Annotated in this window: 19 protein-coding genes; 3 read left to right on the top strand and 16 right to left on the bottom strand. The window is 45.1% G+C overall.

The window, feature by feature from the left end:
- Positions 1-998 (top strand): hypothetical protein (locus D9X91_RS17640; protein ID WP_233569835.1); only part of this gene is annotated, 998 nt, incomplete at its 5' end.
- A 218-nt stretch (positions 999-1216) separates the two neighbouring features.
- On the opposite strand, the gene D9X91_RS17635 is transcribed toward D9X91_RS17640, so the two are convergent.
- From D9X91_RS17635 to rpiB, 16 genes are all read right to left on the bottom strand, one after another.
- Positions 1217-1621 carry a F0F1 ATP synthase subunit epsilon gene (locus D9X91_RS17635; RefSeq protein ID WP_121681973.1) on the bottom strand — a complete coding sequence of 135 codons (405 nt, stop codon included), beginning with the start codon at positions 1619-1621 and terminating at the stop codon, positions 1217-1219.
- A gap of 23 nt (positions 1622-1644) precedes the next feature.
- Entirely contained in the window at positions 1645-3066 is a 1422-nt protein-coding gene (gene atpD / locus D9X91_RS17630) for a F0F1 ATP synthase subunit beta (protein ID WP_121681972.1), read from the bottom strand.
- Positions 3067-3167: 101 nt separating this feature from the next.
- Positions 3168-4025: a F0F1 ATP synthase subunit gamma gene (locus tag D9X91_RS17625; protein WP_121681971.1), complete on the bottom strand. Its 858-nt coding sequence runs from the start codon at positions 4023-4025 to the stop codon at positions 3168-3170.
- A gap of 46 nt (positions 4026-4071) precedes the next feature.
- Positions 4072-5571 (bottom strand): F0F1 ATP synthase subunit alpha, encoded by a 1500-nt coding sequence (gene atpA / locus D9X91_RS17620; protein ID WP_121681970.1) that lies wholly within the window; start codon positions 5569-5571, stop codon positions 4072-4074.
- A gap of 25 nt (positions 5572-5596) precedes the next feature.
- Positions 5597-6133 (bottom strand): F0F1 ATP synthase subunit delta, encoded by a 537-nt coding sequence (locus D9X91_RS17615; protein ID WP_121681969.1) that lies wholly within the window; start codon positions 6131-6133, stop codon positions 5597-5599.
- On the bottom strand, positions 6130-6648 hold the full coding sequence (gene atpF / locus D9X91_RS17610; protein WP_121681968.1) for a F0F1 ATP synthase subunit B: 519 nt from the start codon (positions 6646-6648) through the stop codon (positions 6130-6132). Before atpF ends, D9X91_RS17615 begins: the two co-directional genes overlap by 4 nt.
- A 267-nt stretch (positions 6649-6915) precedes the next feature.
- Positions 6916-7128, bottom strand: coding sequence for a F0F1 ATP synthase subunit C (gene atpE, locus D9X91_RS17605; RefSeq protein WP_121681967.1), 213 nt, complete (start codon positions 7126-7128; stop codon positions 6916-6918).
- A 76-nt stretch (positions 7129-7204) separates the two neighbouring features.
- Positions 7205-7915: a F0F1 ATP synthase subunit A gene (gene atpB, locus D9X91_RS17600; RefSeq protein WP_121681966.1), complete on the bottom strand. Its 711-nt coding sequence runs from the start codon at positions 7913-7915 to the stop codon at positions 7205-7207.
- Positions 7916-7937: 22 nt separating this feature from the next.
- Entirely contained in the window at positions 7938-8312 is a 375-nt protein-coding gene (locus D9X91_RS17595; protein WP_121681965.1) for an ATP synthase subunit I, read from the bottom strand.
- Between the two features lie 6 nt (positions 8313-8318).
- On the bottom strand, positions 8319-8540 hold the full coding sequence (locus tag D9X91_RS17590; RefSeq protein WP_121681980.1) for an AtpZ/AtpI family protein: 222 nt from the start codon (positions 8538-8540) through the stop codon (positions 8319-8321).
- Positions 8541-8963: 423 nt separating this feature from the next.
- Positions 8964-11219 (bottom strand): S8 family serine peptidase, encoded by a 2256-nt coding sequence (locus D9X91_RS17585; RefSeq protein WP_121681964.1) that lies wholly within the window; start codon positions 11217-11219, stop codon positions 8964-8966.
- A gap of 105 nt (positions 11220-11324) precedes the next feature.
- A complete protein-coding gene (wecB, locus tag D9X91_RS17580) occupies positions 11325-12479 on the bottom strand; it encodes a non-hydrolyzing UDP-N-acetylglucosamine 2-epimerase (protein WP_121681963.1) in 1155 nt (384 codons plus the stop codon).
- Positions 12480-12536: 57 nt separating this feature from the next.
- Positions 12537-13166, bottom strand: a complete 630-nt coding sequence (gene upp, locus D9X91_RS17575; protein WP_121681962.1) for a uracil phosphoribosyltransferase — start codon at positions 13164-13166, stop codon at positions 12537-12539.
- A 274-nt stretch (positions 13167-13440) separates the two neighbouring features.
- Complete coding sequence (locus D9X91_RS17570; protein ID WP_121681961.1) at positions 13441-14682, bottom strand: serine hydroxymethyltransferase; 1242 nt, start codon at positions 14680-14682, stop codon at positions 13441-13443.
- 173 nt (positions 14683-14855) lie between these two features.
- The gene (locus D9X91_RS17565) at positions 14856-15431 is read right to left on the bottom strand and encodes a TIGR01440 family protein (protein ID WP_121681960.1); all 576 of its coding nucleotides are present in this window, start codon (positions 15429-15431) and stop codon (positions 14856-14858) included.
- A 43-nt stretch (positions 15432-15474) separates the two neighbouring features.
- The gene (gene rpiB / locus D9X91_RS17560) at positions 15475-15921 is read right to left on the bottom strand and encodes a ribose 5-phosphate isomerase B (protein ID WP_121681959.1); all 447 of its coding nucleotides are present in this window, start codon (positions 15919-15921) and stop codon (positions 15475-15477) included.
- 151 nt (positions 15922-16072) lie between these two features.
- Here rpiB and D9X91_RS17555 point away from each other — a divergent pair, with 151 nt between their 5' ends.
- Both D9X91_RS17555 and D9X91_RS17550 read left to right on the top strand, forming a co-directional pair.
- Positions 16073-16294, top strand: a complete 222-nt coding sequence (locus tag D9X91_RS17555; RefSeq protein ID WP_121681958.1) for a hypothetical protein — start codon at positions 16073-16075, stop codon at positions 16292-16294.
- Positions 16295-16327: 33 nt separating this feature from the next.
- Entirely contained in the window at positions 16328-16528 is a 201-nt protein-coding gene (locus tag D9X91_RS17550; RefSeq protein WP_121681957.1) for a hypothetical protein, read from the top strand.
- Positions 16529-16891: the final 363 nt, after the last annotated feature.

The raw sequence follows: 16891 nt of genomic DNA, 5'->3' as shown, positions 1-16891 counted from the left end.
GATCCCCCACTCCTGATGCATATGAGGAGGATTTGGTGGAAGCTGAGGAACCGATCGAGGATGCAGTCACGGATGATGAGGAGTTCATCGAGTCTGTAGAAGAAGTGTTTGAAAGTAGAGAAGAAGAAGTGGAGACAGCAGTTGAGGAAACGGACTTTGAAGTGGATGAAGCCGATGAAACGGATATGGAAACACCTTCTTCTGTAAACGTGAGTGAGTTTGTGGAAGCTGAAGATTCCGTCGATGATGAGTCTGCTTTCATCGTTGAAAATACAACTGAAATCAGTGATGAAGAAGAGATTTTCAGTGATAATGTTCTTTATCCGGACCTTGAAGAAAATCATGTGGATTTAAAGAGTACACTGGATTCAGCTCACCTGATTGAATATTTGGATGATGAGGAGAAGGAATATCTCTCTCCTATCTTAGAAATAGCAAATTATAAAATCCATTTAGATAAAGCAGTCACTGACCTCGTTAATCAAAATGTACTTGGTGAGGACCAAGAAGGTATGGTACCTTCAGAGACTGCTGTTGAAAAATCGAAAGACTCTGGAACATTAAATGAAGTAGACCCTCATACTGCAACAGAAGATACAATAATCGAGCCACTGCCTCCAGTCCAACTATATGATAAAGAGAATATAAATAGCTTAGAAGAAAATGATATTAAAGTTAGGTCAGAAGGTTCTCTTGATTCGAATGAAAAGTATTGGTTTGAAAAACCATTCGTTATGGAGGAAAATATTTTACGCGCAAGAATGAGGAGAAAAGCCCAATCAAGATTTAATAAAGAGCCTGCTGTGGAAGAGGAGGACGTGAGCACAATGATGAGTAGTTTTTCGCCAAAGGAGAGCTTGCCGGTTACCGAAGAAATGAAAGGTGACAACGAACGCCATTTAGAGCAGCAATATTATTCACTAATGAAGCATGCTGAAAAAATGTACCAAATGTTAAGGAACCGCCGCCTGGAACGTGAAGGGGCTGCAGAGGAATAGAAGGTAAAGTGGAATGCGATCCGCATTCCACTTTATTATTTGTAAAAATATCCTTTATCGAGCCGATTTGTTGAATATATCGGTCTAATCAGGCCAGATATCGGCCAACTGACACGCATCGACAATTTTCGCTCGCCGTTCCAGACGCACCAATCCAATCCAGTCACGGCGCATACAAAAAAACCCCCGCTCCAATCAGAGCGGGGGTTTCAATCCTATTAAATACGGTGTTCGAATACGTTGATGCGGTTGACAGAGCGTCTAAGGGCAAGCTCTGCACGTTTGACATCGACGTCAGCCTGATTGCCTTGAAGGCGCTGTTCGGCACGGGCTTTTGCTTCCCGGGCACGTTCAACGTCAATGCTTTCAGCTGCTTCTGCCGTTTGAGCTAAAATCGTTACTTGTGTCGGGCGAACTTCTAAGAAGCCTCCGCTTACTGCTACTAACTCAGTTTTGCCTGCTTTTTTCAAGCGGACAGCACCGATCTGTAATGGAGCGACCATTGGAATGTGTCCTGGTAACACTCCAAGCTCACCACTTTGAGCCTTAGTACTTACCATTTCCACATCGGATTCATACACTGGGCCATCGGGAGTAACGATACTGACTTTAATGGTCTTCATTTTTCACCCTCCTGGTCCCTATTTTATACTTCTACACCCATCTTTTTCGCAGCTTCGATCACGTCTTCGATTTGGCCAACTAGACGGAAGGCATCCTCTGGAAGATGATCGTACTTGCCATCAAGGATATCTTTGAAGCCTTTGATTGTTTCTTTTACAGGCACGTAAGATCCTTTTTGACCAGTGAACTGTTCAGCTACGTGGAAGTTTTGAGATAAGAAGAACTGTACACGACGGGCACGTTGTACGACAAGCTTATCTTCGTCGGAAAGCTCATCCATACCTAGGATCGCGATGATATCCTGCAATTCTTTATAACGCTGCAATGTTTGTTGTACTTGACGTGCAACGGAATAATGCTCTTCTCCGACGATTTCAGGAGAAAGTGCGCGAGATGTGGATGCCAATGGATCCACGGCTGGGTAGATACCCATTTCTGTCAATTTACGCTCAAGGTTCGTTGTCGCATCCAAGTGAGCGAAAGTTGTTGCAGGAGCCGGATCCGTATAGTCATCGGCAGGGACGTATACAGCTTGGATCGATGTAACAGATCCAACATTTGTAGATGTGATACGCTCTTGCAATAGACCCATTTCAGTAGCAAGTGTAGGCTGGTAACCAACCGCAGATGGCATACGGCCTAATAGGGCAGAAACCTCTGAACCTGCTTGTGTGAAACGGAAGATGTTATCGATGAAGAACAGAACGTCCTGTCCTTGCTCATCACGGAAGTATTCTGCCATTGTCAAACCAGTCAAGGCAACACGCATACGTGCACCAGGAGGCTCGTTCATCTGGCCGAATACCATCGCTGTTTTTCCGATAACGCCTGAATCGCTCATTTCATGGTAAAGGTCATTACCTTCACGCGTACGCTCACCAACACCGGCAAATACAGAGATACCGCCGTGCTCTTGTGCGATATTGTTGATCAATTCCTGGATAAGAACGGTTTTACCTACACCGGCACCACCGAAGAGGCCGATTTTACCACCTTTGATGTAAGGGGCAAGCAAGTCTACAACCTTGATTCCAGTTTCAAGAATTTCAACTTCAGTAGAAAGCTGTTCATATTTTGGAGCTTGTCTGTGAATGGAATCACGACGAGCTTCTGCTGCTACATCTTCTTTAAGGTCGATTGCTTTACCTAGTACGTTGAATACACGTCCAAGTGTCACGTCACCTACTGGTACAGAAATAGAAGAACCTGTATCGATTACTTCTACCCCACGAGTCAATCCGTCTGTAGATGACATGGCAATTGTACGAACTGTATCATCGCCAAGATGAATTGCAACTTCCAACGTAAGATCGATTGCTGCATCTGTTTCAGATTGTCCATTATGTTCAATCTTTAACGCGTTATAGATCGCTGGAAGATGGCCGCTTTCGAACTTTACGTCAACAACCGGACCCATAACTTGAAGAACGCGTCCTTTGTTCATCTTTTTCCCTCCTAACCAGCTATTAGAGACATTGTTTGTCTATTGAAGGAGTGATCAAGCGGCTTCATTGCGTTCAAGCCGCCGACATTCCTTTTTTATTTCTATTCCAGAGCCGCTGCTCCGCCCACGATTTCCGTTATCTCTTGGGTAATCGCTGCTTGGCGTGCGCGGTTATATGAAAGTGTAAGGTTATTGATAAGGTCTTTTGCATTGTCAGTCGCATTTTTCATGGCTGTCATACGAGCACCATGCTCACTTGCTTTACTATCCAGCAATGCCCCGTAGATCAAGCTTTCAGCATATTGCGGAAGCAAGACATCCAAAATTTCTTCTGGAGACGGTTCAAATTCATAGGATGTAAATGGCAAGCTTGAATTGATTTCAGACAATGGCAGCAATTTTTTTGCTGTTACGTCCTGTTGGATTGCGCTGACGTGATGATTGTAATACATGTGCAACTCATCAAATGTCCCATCGGCATAAAGATTGACTGCTTTTCTTGCAATTTCCTGAATGTCCGTGAAGGATGGCTGATCCGGAAGACCAGTGATATCCAGGACGACATTCATATCGCGTTTGCGGAAGAAATCTCTTCCCATACGGCCGATTGCAATGATGGCATATTCATCTTTTGAGTTGTGACGTTCGCGAATAGTATTATTCACGGCACGCAGAATGCTGCTGTTGAAAGCCCCCGCTAAACCACGGTCAGATGTGATGACCAAATAGCCGGTTTTTTTCACGGGGCGGGAGACTAGCATCTCATGCGTCACACCTCTACTGCCCAATGCAACGGAAGCTACCACTTCTTGAATTTTTTCCATGTAAGGAACAAATGACTTCGCATTCATTTCTGCACGGTTCAATTTCGCAGCAGATACCATTTCCATCGCTTTGGTGATTTGACTCGTTTTCTTCGTAGAAGTAATACGATTTTTAATGTCGCGTAATGATGCCATTGGTTCTCACCACCCTTGTTTGAAAGATATTAGACCAAAGTCTTTTTTAAGCAAAAGTCTTTTTGAATTCGCTGATTGCAGCAGCCATTGCTTCATCTTCAGCAAGCTTGCCTGTCGTGCGAATGTGGTCTAGCACTTCCGTATGGTTGTGGTCTAACCAACTTAAGAATTCATTTTCGAAACGACGGATATCTTCAACCGCGATGTCATCTAAATGACCGCGAGTCAATGCGTAAAGGATCATAACTTGTTTTTCTACTTTAAGCGGTTTGTTCAGATCTTGCTTTAGGACTTCAACTGTACGCGCACCGCGGTTCAGTTTTGCTTGAGTCGCTTTATCAAGATCGGATCCGAATTGAGCGAATGCTTCCAATTCACGATAAGAAGCAAGGTCAAGACGAAGTGTACCCGCAACCTTCTTCATGGCACTGATTTGTGCGGATCCTCCTACACGGGATACGGAAAGGCCTGCGTTGATCGCTGGACGTACACCGGAGAAGAATAAATCAGATTGCAAGAAGATCTGGCCATCCGTGATGGAAATGACGTTCGTCGGGATGTAAGCGGAGATATCCCCAGCTTGAGTCTCAACGAATGGAAGCGCCGTGATTGAACCTGCACCTTTTGCGTCGCTGAGCTTAGCAGCGCGCTCTAATAAACGGGAATGCAAGTAGAATACGTCACCTGGGAATGCTTCACGGCCTGGAGGACGGCGAAGCAATAGTGAAAGTTCACGGTATGCAGATGCTTGCTTGGACAAGTCATCGTATACGACAAGCACGTGCTTGCCATTGATCATGAACTCTTCACCCATTGTTACCCCTGCATAAGGAGCAAGGAACAATAATGGTGCAGGCTGTGAAGCAGAAGCTGTCACAACGATTGTATAATCCAACGCGCCATGCTTGCGAAGTGTTTCGACAGCATTGCGGACTGTTGATTCTTTTTGTCCGATGGCAACATAGATACAGATCATATCCTGATCGCCTTGGTTCAAGATTGCATCGATGGCAACAGATGTTTTACCTGTTTGGCGGTCACCGATGATCAATTCACGTTGTCCTCGGCCGATCGGCACAAGTGCGTCAATCGCCTTGATACCAGTTTGAAGCGGCTCGTGAACGGATTTACGATCCATTACACCAGGCGCTTGGCTTTCAATTGGACGTGTTTTTGTTGTGTTGATCGGGCCAAGACCGTCTACAGGCTGACCTAAAGGATTTACAACGCGGCCGATTAGTTCTTCCCCGACAGGAACTTCCATGATGCGTCCCGTACGGCGGACCTCATCGCCTTCGCGAATGTCTGTGTAAGGTCCAAGGATTACGATACCTACGTTGCTTTCTTCAAGGTTTTGTGCCATACCCATGACACCGTTTGAAAACTCCAAAAGTTCTCCAGCCATGACATTGTCGAGGCCATGAGCACGAGCGATACCGTCACCAATTTGAATGACTGTACCTACATCGCTAACTTTTAGTTCTGACTGATAGTTCTCAATTTGCTTTTTTATCAGTGCGCTGATTTCTTCAGCTTTAATGCTCATGAATTTCACCCCTCATTTCAGAATGTTATCCGACTAATTCACGTTCTAAGCGATCAAGTTTTCCTCGAAGGCTTCCGTCAAAAATGCGGTTGCCGATTTGAACTTTGATTCCGCCTAAAAGGTTCGTATCGATGATATTTTGAATGTTTAATGATTTTTTGCCGACTTTTTGTGCGAATGATGTGGATAGTGCAGCCTTTTCGTCTTCAGTAAGAGGACGGATGGAATAAATCGTTGCATCTGCAATTCCACGGAGTTCATTTGCCAAGCCGATGAAAGAATCGACTACTTGCACGATATACTCATCACGATGGCGATCTGTCAGGATCATCAGCGTGTTCATGACAAATGGTGAAGCTTCCTGGAACGATTCTTTTAACATCTCCTTCTTCTTTTGCAAAGGAAGTCTCGGAGATTTTAAAAGCTGCCCGAAACCAGGGTTTTCAAGAAAGATTTTCTTCACAACGCGAAGCTCTTCTTCTACCGATTCGAGCTGGTTTTGTTCAGTGGCAAGCTGAAACAGCGCCAATGCATAACGTTTTGCTACTGCCTCGCTGCTCATCGTCTGTCTCCTGCCTCTTGAATATACTGGCTGATCAAGTGCTCTTGATCATTGGCATCCAGTTCTTTTTCAATCACTTTCGATGCGATCATGACAGATAATGAAGCAACCTGCTCACGCAATGTCGCAACAGCTTGTTCTTTTTGTGTTTCGATTTCCAGCTTCGCAGCCTCTTTCAGGCGTACAGCTTCTGCACGTGCGGCCGCAATCATATCTTCACGTTGTAAATCAGCTTGTTTCTTCGCATTTTCAATGATGGCATGCCCTTCTTCACGAGCCTGCTTCAACTCTGCGCGCGTCTCATCCAACAATCTGTTGGCTTCGACACGGCTCATTTCTGCTGCTTCGATTTCTTTGGCAATGTGCTCTTCACGTTGTTTCATAATGCCCATCAAAGGACCCCATGCATATTTCTTAAGCAACGCTAACAGGATGATGAACATAACCAATTGGAAGAGGATATCCCCACCATTGAAATGTTCAACTTCTCCAAGGACAAATGCTTGTGTTAACATGCTCGATTCACTCCCTTCAAGAATCGATTGTATCTTATTAAGAAATTGACAGACTGTTGAGGTCGCCAGCATCAATCACTGCCCTGCCCACATCGGACGGTGGCCGCGGTTGACAAACGAATTCATTCAGTCCGGATAAATTCACGGATTAACTAACAGACTTTCATCTCTTTTTATTAAATTGGTGGTGTTCAGTACAATTAGGACATAAAGGAATGGCGAAGATAATCGCCTAGACGAACTTCGCCATCTTGAAACCAATAGTTATTATTGACCCAATACGATGAATGCGATAACGACACCAATGATCGGCAATGCCTCTACCAACGCGATACCGATGAACATTGTTGTTTGAAGCGTACCGCGCAATTCTGGTTGACGCGCGATTCCTTCTACTGTACGACCTACGATAAGACCGTTACCAATTCCTGCACCTACTGCTGCAAGACCAACTGCAATTGCCGCTGCTATAAGACCCATTCTAAAGTTCCTCCTTAAATGTATAAAAAAATATTTTGGTTATAAATGTTTTGTTCAATGAATGAACAGGTATATATTAATGGTCCTGGCTGACTTTATGAGCCATATAAACCATTGTTAACATACAGAAAATGAACGATTGGATTACGCCTACGAAAATAGAGAACCCTTGCCATGCGATCATCGGAACGATCGCTGCAACTGTACCGCCAACGCCTGTAGCAAGTCCGCCCGCAATCAATGCAAGCAATACTTCCCCGGCGTAGATGTTACCGTAAAGACGAAGACCTAGTGTGAGGGTATTTGCAAATTCCTCGATTATTTTTAGCGGGATTAAGAACCACATAGGTCTGAAGAAATCCTTCCCATATTCGCCAAATCCCTTTAGTTTTATGCCGTAGTAATGCGACAGCACAACAACCATGGATGAAAGCGTCAGTGTGATGGCTGGATCCGCTGTCGGTGATTTCCACCAAACCTTCCCGTCGATCACGACTGAAAACGGAAGTCCCAACATATTTGCGACGAAAATGTACATGATTAAAGTAAGACCAAGGATGTGAAAGCGGCCACCCGTCTTCCAATCCATATTGCTCTTGACGATGCCTTTGACGAAGTCCATGACCCACTCCATGAAGTTTTGCATGCCAGTCGGTTGCAGGGCCAGTTGTCGTGTGCCCACGACCGCAATAAGGAATGCAATGGCGGATGCCACCGTGATCATCAGGACGTTTGCCAAGTTGAAGGTCAAGCCCATAAACTCGTATAAAGGAGCTTCATGATGCAATTAAATTCACCTCTCTTCCCCGCTATTTATTTGATTTCACATAATGAAAAAAGTAATCTATCATAATGACAAGATAAGCTGTCATTAATCCAAAGATAAAGCCTAGGAGATGAAATAATTCCGGATAGCGCAATACGATCATCACGCCTAACACCGCTGAAGCCATTCGGGCGGCTGTCCCTAGCGACCTTACTTTCTTTCCTTCTAATACCGCATCGCCAAATTTCACTGTTCTTCTCACCATCAGCCAATGATTGAAGAGACTTAAGCATGTCCCCAATACCAATCCGAGAAAAATGGATTTATAGGAAGTAAAGCCCCAGCCAAGGACATAAATGGAGAGGAGGTAAAATATGTATTTGCGGTGCCTGTTAAACATTTGGTGGAGTTCCGGCATATCTTATTAATCTCCCGAAAAGAAGTGTCGGACTGAACGAAGCATCGTATAGATTCCGGCTGCTAAGCCAAGAAGTAGTCCGATGACTAAAAATAGTGGTGTCGTGCCTAATTTGTGGTCGATCCATTTCCCTCCGAAAAGACCAATCAAAATAGCTCCGACTAATTGCGAAAGTATGGCCGTATACAGTGCCATGGCTTGATAAGGACGGCGTTCTTTTTGCCGCATAAAAGCATCCCTCTCGATTCGAGAATTGGATATTTGGATAGGCGGTTTTCTGTCGAAAAAGGCCTTTTGGGTAAAAAAAATTTGACCTTTTTTCAGTTTTGAAAAAAGCGTTTTCATTGCGATTATATCGATGAAAACCCTATCATTTTATACCCTTTGTAAGCATACAATAGGCACCAATCTCTGTCAATGAATTTAGGGTGAAAATGTTCACAAACTTTTTTAAATGTTTTATGAATGTTCACAATTTCTCCATAAATTATTTGCCTATATTTTTCGCCATATTTTTAGTCCCCTCTACTATAAAACATGCATACAAATTATACAACCATGCCCATGATAATAAATTTTTTCCAAATAATATTTTTACAAGAAAAAAGAACCTGGATTTTGCTTATACTTCCAGATTCTCTTTTTTATCACTTATCCATTCCCCTTCTTTTGAAGGGGCGTAGCAAGATTTAAGAGAAGCTCTTGATAGTCTTCCCTTCCTTTCGTCCTCGCAAACGCAACGGCAAAAACTTGATTCAAATCGACATTCATTTTTGCCGGGATCGGAACTTGTTTTTCAATGAATCCCACACCTACTTTTTTCCGCCAATCCAGAAGGCCCAAATATTTCATGGTTGCGGGATCATACAGGGCAATCCCGAATTCCTCCGCCCCTCCAGGCAGATAGATTTCATAATGGAGCATGCTGCCGCTGGTTGCCCTGGCGATGGCAAATCCCATCACACGGGGATAGCGGGGTTCATTGACGACATAAAGATAAGGAATATGGATGATCTGCTTTCCATCTGAAAGCTGGATGCTTCCATCGATCAGGTCGGCTTTTTTCGGATATGTCATCAACCTCTCCGCATGAATGGTCACCTTCTGCTCTTCACCCGGCTGCAGCGTGAACGGATCAGGCAGCTCGAAATGGACCCCTTTTTGCGGCTCCGGGATAGAGAATGTGTAATTCTTTGCCTCTTTCCCGACGTTTTTGATCAACATCGTTTTCTCTTTTTCTTCGAATCGGGCAGAAGGAAGCCGGCCAATCGACAATGCACCAGGCATCACAAGCGTTTCAGTTTTAACCGCTTTGTCCAGCTGTATCCTCCCTGCACCTTGCTCATACGCGTGATAGGGTTGCCCTTTGTCATCTTTCATCTCTTTGGCCGTATTCATAAACGCGGCTTTAATTTCTTCAGGGGTCCAATCGGGATGTGCCTGCTTCAAGATGGCGCACGCTCCAGCTACATGCGGTGCAGCCATGCTCGTCCCCTGCAATGATAAATACCCATTCGGCACCGTGCTTCGGATCTCCACGCCGGGAGCCGTGATATCGGGCTTGATTCCCCAATTGATCGTCACCGGCCCCCGGGAGCTGAAATCTGCCAGCCGATCCTTTTCTATTCTATATTTGGTGGAAGCGAGAACCCTTCTTCTCCTCAGTGATTTCATCAGCTGCTCTCCATCTTTTCTCGTGATGGCAGCTGCAGGGATGCGTACTTCATCACTGACCCTCCCCAAAAATTCCCCGCCTGTATTATTGTAGATGATCACCGCTTTCGCACCTGCTGCTTGTGCATTTTTCACCTTCATTGTAAAAGGGATGTCACCTCTTTTGATAAGGACAATCTTCCCCGACACCCGCTTCAAATCCTTCTTTTCACCTAGTCCACCCTTCACCATTTGCAGCGGGCTTATCAAGTTCCAAGGCACCCCGCCATACATCGGCACAAGTTTGATGTCTTTTTTCCATAGGCGGTTATGCAAATACGGCACTTTCATCGGCGGAGTTGATGCCCCGACGGAAATGGCTTCACTTGCCGTTCCAGGAGTTCCTACCGTCCATAGGTTCGGTCCGCTGTTACCGCTTGAAGTGACGGCGATGACGCCTCTTTCGACCGCCTTGTTCAGCGCGGTCGTGATCGGGAGGTCTGGCGCATTGACATCTGTTCCGAGAGATAGATTCAATACATCGATATGATCCTTCACCGCTTGTTCAATCCCTGCCAGCACCTGATCGGTCGTCCCTTGTCCGCCGGGGCCCAACGCGCGGTAGGCATACAGTTCGGCTTCGGGGGCGACTCCCTTCATGACGCCATTTGCCGCAATGATGCCAGCGACATGCGTGCCGTGCAGGGTAGTCATACCGCGTTTATTTCTCGACTCCATCGGATTTCTGTCGCCGTCGACGAAATCCTGTCCACCCTTATAATTACGGGCAAGATCGGGATGGTGATAATCGATCCCGGTATCGATGATGCCCACCTTGATCCCTTTTCCAGTCAGCCGGGCACCTTTACGATCAAAAAATTTCCTCACCCTGTCAGCTCCGATGAATGGGACACTCTCCTCCATATTGGTTTTATACATATTGGCTTCAGCCGTGTATTGGACGTTGGGGTATTTCTCCTCAAGCTTGGCCACTTCCGACCTCTCTCCTTCGATTGAAAAGCCGGTAAATACTTCATGGAACACATATCTTATTTTAATAGAAGAAAATGGTTCAATCATTTTCTCCAAAGCTGAACGATTTGGCTTTGTTTTTGTAGAAAACAGCATGACCACTTTTTCATGCGGCGATGGAGATGGCAGCTGTGGAAGTGCCGGATTTATCGTCTTTGATGAAGCAGCGGCGGTCGGCAAAAGCAGCATGAAAGCCAATGCCCCTGCGAGAAATTTTTTCATGGACGTTTCCCCCTTTTCCTTATGTTGTCTCGGAACATTGGGGTTATGCACGTGGAATTTGGGGATAAAAAAAGACGAGGCTTTCAGGGCCCCGTCTTTTGTTGATTATTTATTTAATGGTTTGAATGGCTCAGGTCGTTCATCTTTTTCCTTAAAGTAATAGCGGATCGCTTCTGTAATACGGAAAGAAGCTTGTCCATCACCATACGGATTTGCTGCTTTTGCCATCTTTTCATATGCTTCTGCGTCTGTTAATAATTCAGTAGCCAATTGATAAATCGTTTCTTCATCGATTCCAGCAAGCTTAAGCGTCCCAGCCTCGATGCCTTCAGGCCGCTCGGTCGTGTCGCGAAGAACAAGGACTGGCACCCCCAAGGATGGCGCCTCCTCCTGGACACCGCCGGAATCCGTCAAGATCAGATGCGCACGGGAAGCGAAGTTATGAAAATCGATGACATCCAATGGCTCGATCAAATGAATTCTCGGATCGTTTCCAAGCACTTCATCCGCGATTTCCCTTACTAAAGGATTCAAATGAACAGGATAAACAACTTGTACATCCGGCTGCTCATCAACGATTCGTTTGACTGCTTTGAACATATTGCGCATCGGCTGCCCAAGATTTTCACGGCGATGTGCAGTTAATAGGATCAGTCGGTCATCGCCCACCTTGTTGAGCACTTCATGCGAATATTGTTCCTTGACCGTTGTTGACAATGCATCAATCGCTGTGTTGCCCGTGATGAAAATGCCATCTTCTTTCTTATTTTCAGCAAGCAGATTCTCTGCGGATTTTTCAGTCGGTGAAAAATGAAGATCAGCCATGACGCCAGTCAATTGCCGGTTCATTTCTTCCGGGAATGGAGAATACTTATTCCATGTACGAAGCCCGGCTTCAACATGTCCAACCACAATTTGATTGTAAAATGCAGCCAAGCTTGCTACGAAAGTGGTCGTTGTATCACCGTGGACGAGTACGATATCGGGCTTTGTTTCTTTCATGACACGGTCCAAGCCTTCCAAACCTCTTGTCGTGACATCCGTCAATGTCTGGCGATCTTTCATGATGTTCAAATCATGATCAGGCGTGATATTGAATATCTCTAAAACCTGATCTAGCATTTGACGATGCTGAGCCGTCACAGTGACGATCGACTCAAAATAATCAGGGTATTTTTGCAGCTCTAAAACGAGCGGAGCCATTTTTATCGCTTCAGGTCTTGTTCCAAAAATAGTCATCACTTTAATTGGTCTATCCATGAAAACACCTTCTTAAATAGGGTAGTTTGTTCTTTTAACTTTCAAAAGAACAGTTGTTTACTTCGTTCCGAACAAGCGATCTCCTGCGTCGCCGAGACCAGGAACGATGTAGCCTTTTTCGTTCAACTTCTCATCAAGGGCGGCAATAAAGATATCGATATCAGGATGCGCTTCCTTGATGGCATCGACACCTTCCGGACATGCGACCAGGCACATGAACTTGATGTTTTTTGCTCCGCGCTTTTTCAGGGAATTGATTGCTTCCACAGCAGATCCCCCTGTTGCCAGCATCGGATCGACAAGAATGAAATCTCTTTCCTCTACATCGGAAGGAAGCTTGACGTAGTATTCAACAGGCTTTAATGTTTCAGGGTCGCGGTACAAGCCGACATGTCCCACTTTTGCAGCCGGGATCAATTTTAAAATTCCGTCGACCATGCCAAGCCCCGCACGGAGGATCGGCACGATTCCAAGTTTCTTGCCGGATAAAACCTTAGCTGTCGCCTTGCTTACCGGTGTTTCAATTTCCACTTCCTCAAGCGGCATATCACGGGTGATTTCAAACGCCATCAATGTAGCCACTTCATCGACAAGCTCACGAAACTCTTTCGTACCTGTCTTCATATCACGGATGTATGTTAACTTATGCTGGATCAGAGGATGATCAAAAACGTAAACCTTTCCCACTAGAATCGCTCCTTTTTAAAATTTTCTATGTAGGTAGTATGCCTTATAAGCCCTGCTTCAAGCTACCCACTTTGGATCTTCCGTAAAACTTTACACTTCGTACTATTTTACAGAAAACCAACCAATAGGGCAATAAAAGAAATAAAGTGTAATAAAAACGAAAACTTTTTCGAACCTTAGACCCTGCCCCTTTGGTGACAGGCACCTCGGTGGCTGTCACCAAAAAAAGCATCAAAAAAGCCAGGTCCCTTTTAGAACCTGGCTTTTTTCTATTTTATCGTTCCGGATATAGCGTGAATTTCGCTGTCAATGCTTCAACACGTTCACGCGCTTCGTTCAATTTTTCTTCGTCTTCGTGGTTTTTCAATGTGAAGGCGATCAACGAAGCGATTTCTTCCATTTCATTTAATCCGAACCCTCTGGATGTGACCGCTGCAGTACCGATACGGATTCCGCTTGTCACGAATGGACTTTCCGGGTCGAATGGAATCGTGTTTTTGTTGACCGTGATCCCGACATCGTCAAGAACTTTTTCAGCGATTTTACCTGTAAGCCCAAGTGAACGAAGATCCAATAGAAGAAGATGGTTGTCCGTTCCACCTGATACTAGGTCCAGACCTTCTTTTTTCAATTGTTCACCAAGATGCTTGGCATTTTCAATGATTTGTTTCGCGTATTCCTCGAAAGAATCCTCCAATGCTTCTCCGAAGGCAACTGCTTTGGCGGCGATGACGTGCATCAACGGGCCGCCTTGGATACCAGGAAAGATCGATTTGTCGATTTTCTTCGCAAACTCTTCTTTGCAAAGGATCATGCCTCCGCGAGGTCCGCGCAACGTCTTATGCGTCGTCGTCGTCACGAAATCCGCATACGGTACTGGATTTGGATGCAATCCTGCTGCTACAAGACCAGCAATGTGCGCCATATCAACCATCAAATAAGCACCGACTTCATCTGCGATTTCACGGAATTTGGCAAAATCGATTTCACGAGGATATGCACTAGCTCCCGCTACAATCAGCTTCGGCTTGTGTTCGATAGCTTTTTGCCGTACATCTTCATAATCAATCACTTGCTTATCTTGGTCGACGCCGTACTCAACAAAATTATATTGCACACCGCTGAAGTTGACCGGACTTCCGTGGGTCAAATGTCCGCCGTGCGACAAATTCATACCAAGTACAGTATCACCAGTTTCTAGAACCGTAAAATATACCGCCATATTCGCTTGAGCTCCGGAGTGCGGCTGAACGTTCGCGTGCTCCGCTCCAAAAATCTTCTTTGCGCGGTCGCGGGCCAGATTTTCCACGACATCAACGTGCTCACAGCCACCATAGTAGCGACGGCCAGGGTAACCTTCTGCATATTTGTTCGTTAACACAGATCCTTGTGCTTCCATTACCGCTTCACTGACAAAGTTTTCAGAGGCAATCAGTTCAATTTTCGTTCTTTGACGCTTTAATTCATCTTGAATCGCTTGATACACTTCTTGATCTTGACGGTCAATGCTGCTCATAAGTATCCCCTTTCTAAATTAAACGGTTCTAAAGCCGTTTGGATTGCTTGTTTGAAAAATTCAATCTTATTTTAGCACGATTCCACATATGGTTGAAAGGATAATAACATAAAAAAATCCGGACATTTTCCATCCAATCAGAAAATTCGTCCGGATTTTGAAACTAAAAATCGTTACATGGAGCAGCGTTCTTCATCTTTCGTTCGCTCATAAACCGCTCTCGCACCACCGATCAGTTTAGGCCGTGTCTTTGCGAGCGTGACATGGGCGTGTCCAAGACTTTTCAAACCGACGCGAACCGGGACGGCGACATGCTTCAAATGCATTCCGATGAAGGTATCGCCGATATCGATCCCAGCATCAGCCTGGATGTGCTCAACAACCACAGGATCCTCAAAATGACCGTAAGCAAATGTAGCCATGGCCCCGCCAGCCGTCCTGACGGGAATGACCGTCACCTCTGGCCAGCTTTTTTCTTCAGCGGTGCTTCGTTCGACAACGATGGCACGATTCAAGTGCTCACAGCATTGAAAAGCGAGCAACAGGCCATGATTCTCGGAAAATGATTTCAATTCCCCATAAATCATCTCCGCCACTTCTTCCGTTCCAGAAGTTCCGATGCGCTTTCCAGCCACTTCGGAGGTAGAGCAGCCAACTACAAAGATTTGACCCTTCTTGAACGAAGCTTGATCGGCAAACTCAGAAAGAATATTGGTTAGATCTTTTTTCCACCGAGAGAGTTCCTGCATGTGAATCCCCTCCATATTTGGATGCGTGCAATGTTCTTTACTATTATAGGTGCTTATTTTCGTAATCAGAAATTTTATCCAAACGGCGTGCATGACGTCCACCGGCATAATCCGTTGTCAGCCATGTTTTAGCAATCTCCCGTGCCAATCCGGCACCGATGACGCGCTCCCCCATCGCCAGCATATTTGTGTCATTATGCTCGCGGGTGGCTTTGGCGCTGAATACGTCATGAACAAGTGCACAACGAATGCCTTTAACCTTATTGGCCGAGATGCTCATCCCGATCCCGGTCCCGCAGATCAGAATGCCTTTATCAAACTCCCCGCTTGCCACCTTCTCGGCAACCGGCAGTGCATAATCCGGATAATCCACTGATGTCTCACAATCACAGCCAAAATCCTCATATTCCAGACCCATTTCTTCCAATAAACCTCGAATCTCCTCACGAATATGAATACCACCATGATCTGATGCAAGAGCAATTTTCATGCCAGACCCCTCCTACTTCCATATCAATATGTCCTTATTTTGACACAACAACAGCAAAATATAAAGCAAACGATTTCTTTGTTTCAACATCAGCCCTGCCCCTTTAGTGACAGGCACCGAAATGACATGATGGAATGATATACAGGTGGTGATGGGAACATCGTTGGAAGTGATGGAAAAAGTGCGGTTTGTGTTGGAATTATCGCTGGAAGTGATGGAGAAATCCAAGTTAGTGATGGACAAATACGGCTTTGTGATGGAATCATCGACGAAAGCAATGGAATCCCTATCAAACGGCTCCGCTACAACCCAGTCTAGTATTAATTTGTCTATTTCTGATGGTGGAGAATCAAAAATTCCAATTAAAAATTAAATTTGAGTCCATCCGGGAAGAGGTTTTCGTCAAATGCCCTTGGACAAATTATGGTTTGCCCCCGGAGAAGGCGAAATGGATGGGGTGATGAAAAAAATGCGGTTTGTGATGGAATTATCGCCGGAAGTGATGGACAAATCCAAGTTAGTGATGGACAAATCCCGCTTTGTGAGGGAATTATCGCCTAAAGTAATGGAATCCCTATCAAAACGGCTCCGCTACAACCCAGTCTAGTATTAATTTGTCTATTTCTGATGGTGGAGAATCGAAAATTCCAATTAAAAATTAAATTTGAGTCCATCCGGGAGGAGGTTTTCGTCAAATGCCCTTGGACAAATTATGGTTTGCCTCCTGAGAAGCCGAAATGGATGGGGTGATGGAAAAAATGCGGTTTGTGATGGAATTTTCGCCGGAAGTGATGGAGAAATCACAGATAGTGATGGACAATTTCGGTTTTGTGATGAAATCATCGACGAAAGTGAGGGAATCCCTCACAAAAAAGCGCCGTTCCAACTCGAAGCAGCTTACTACCAGCGATTTTCGGTTATATAGATTCCATAACTCTTAAAAAATGTACTTTTCAACTATTTTCAGTGG

The organism is Falsibacillus albus (assembly GCF_003668575.1).
In the GTDB taxonomy this organism is placed as follows: Bacteria; Bacillota; Bacilli; order Bacillales; family DSM-25281; genus Falsibacillus; species Falsibacillus albus.
This window is presented reverse-complemented; position numbering and strand designations above follow the sequence as displayed.

Bases quoted from the DNA above. Each gene is read 5' to 3' on its own strand.
- D9X91_RS17635 (WP_121681973.1), bottom strand. From the start codon at position 1,621: ATGAAGACCATTAAAGTCAGTATCGTTACTCCCGATGGCCCAGTGTAT.
- atpD (WP_121681972.1), bottom strand. From the start codon at position 3,066: ATGAACAAAGGACGCGTTCTTCAAGTTATGGGTCCGGTTGTTGACGTA.
- D9X91_RS17625 (WP_121681971.1), bottom strand. From the start codon at position 4,025: ATGGCATCATTACGCGACATTAAAAATCGTATTACTTCTACGAAGAAA.
- atpA (WP_121681970.1), bottom strand. From the start codon at position 5,571: ATGAGCATTAAAGCTGAAGAAATCAGCGCACTGATAAAAAAGCAAATT.
- D9X91_RS17615 (WP_121681969.1), bottom strand. From the start codon at position 6,133: ATGAGCAGCGAGGCAGTAGCAAAACGTTATGCATTGGCGCTGTTTCAG.
- atpF (WP_121681968.1), bottom strand. From the start codon at position 6,648: ATGTTAACACAAGCATTTGTCCTTGGAGAAGTTGAACATTTCAATGGT.
- atpE (WP_121681967.1), bottom strand. From the start codon at position 7,128: ATGGGTCTTATAGCAGCGGCAATTGCAGTTGGTCTTGCAGCAGTAGGT.
- D9X91_RS17595 (WP_121681965.1), bottom strand. From the start codon at position 8,312: ATGCCGGAACTCCACCAAATGTTTAACAGGCACCGCAAATACATATTT.
- D9X91_RS17590 (WP_121681980.1), bottom strand. From the start codon at position 8,540: ATGCGGCAAAAAGAACGCCGTCCTTATCAAGCCATGGCACTGTATACG.
- D9X91_RS17585 (WP_121681964.1), bottom strand. From the start codon at position 11,219: ATGAAAAAATTTCTCGCAGGGGCATTGGCTTTCATGCTGCTTTTGCCG.
- wecB (WP_121681963.1), bottom strand. From the start codon at position 12,479: ATGGATAGACCAATTAAAGTGATGACTATTTTTGGAACAAGACCTGAA.
- D9X91_RS17570 (WP_121681961.1), bottom strand. From the start codon at position 14,682: ATGAGCAGCATTGACCGTCAAGATCAAGAAGTGTATCAAGCGATTCAA.
- D9X91_RS17565 (WP_121681960.1), bottom strand. From the start codon at position 15,431: ATGCAGGAACTCTCTCGGTGGAAAAAAGATCTAACCAATATTCTTTCT.
- rpiB (WP_121681959.1), bottom strand. From the start codon at position 15,921: ATGAAAATTGCTCTTGCATCAGATCATGGTGGTATTCATATTCGTGAG.
- D9X91_RS17555 (WP_121681958.1), top strand. From the start codon at position 16,073: ATGGGAACATCGTTGGAAGTGATGGAAAAAGTGCGGTTTGTGTTGGAA.
- D9X91_RS17550 (WP_121681957.1), top strand. From the start codon at position 16,328: ATGCCCTTGGACAAATTATGGTTTGCCCCCGGAGAAGGCGAAATGGAT.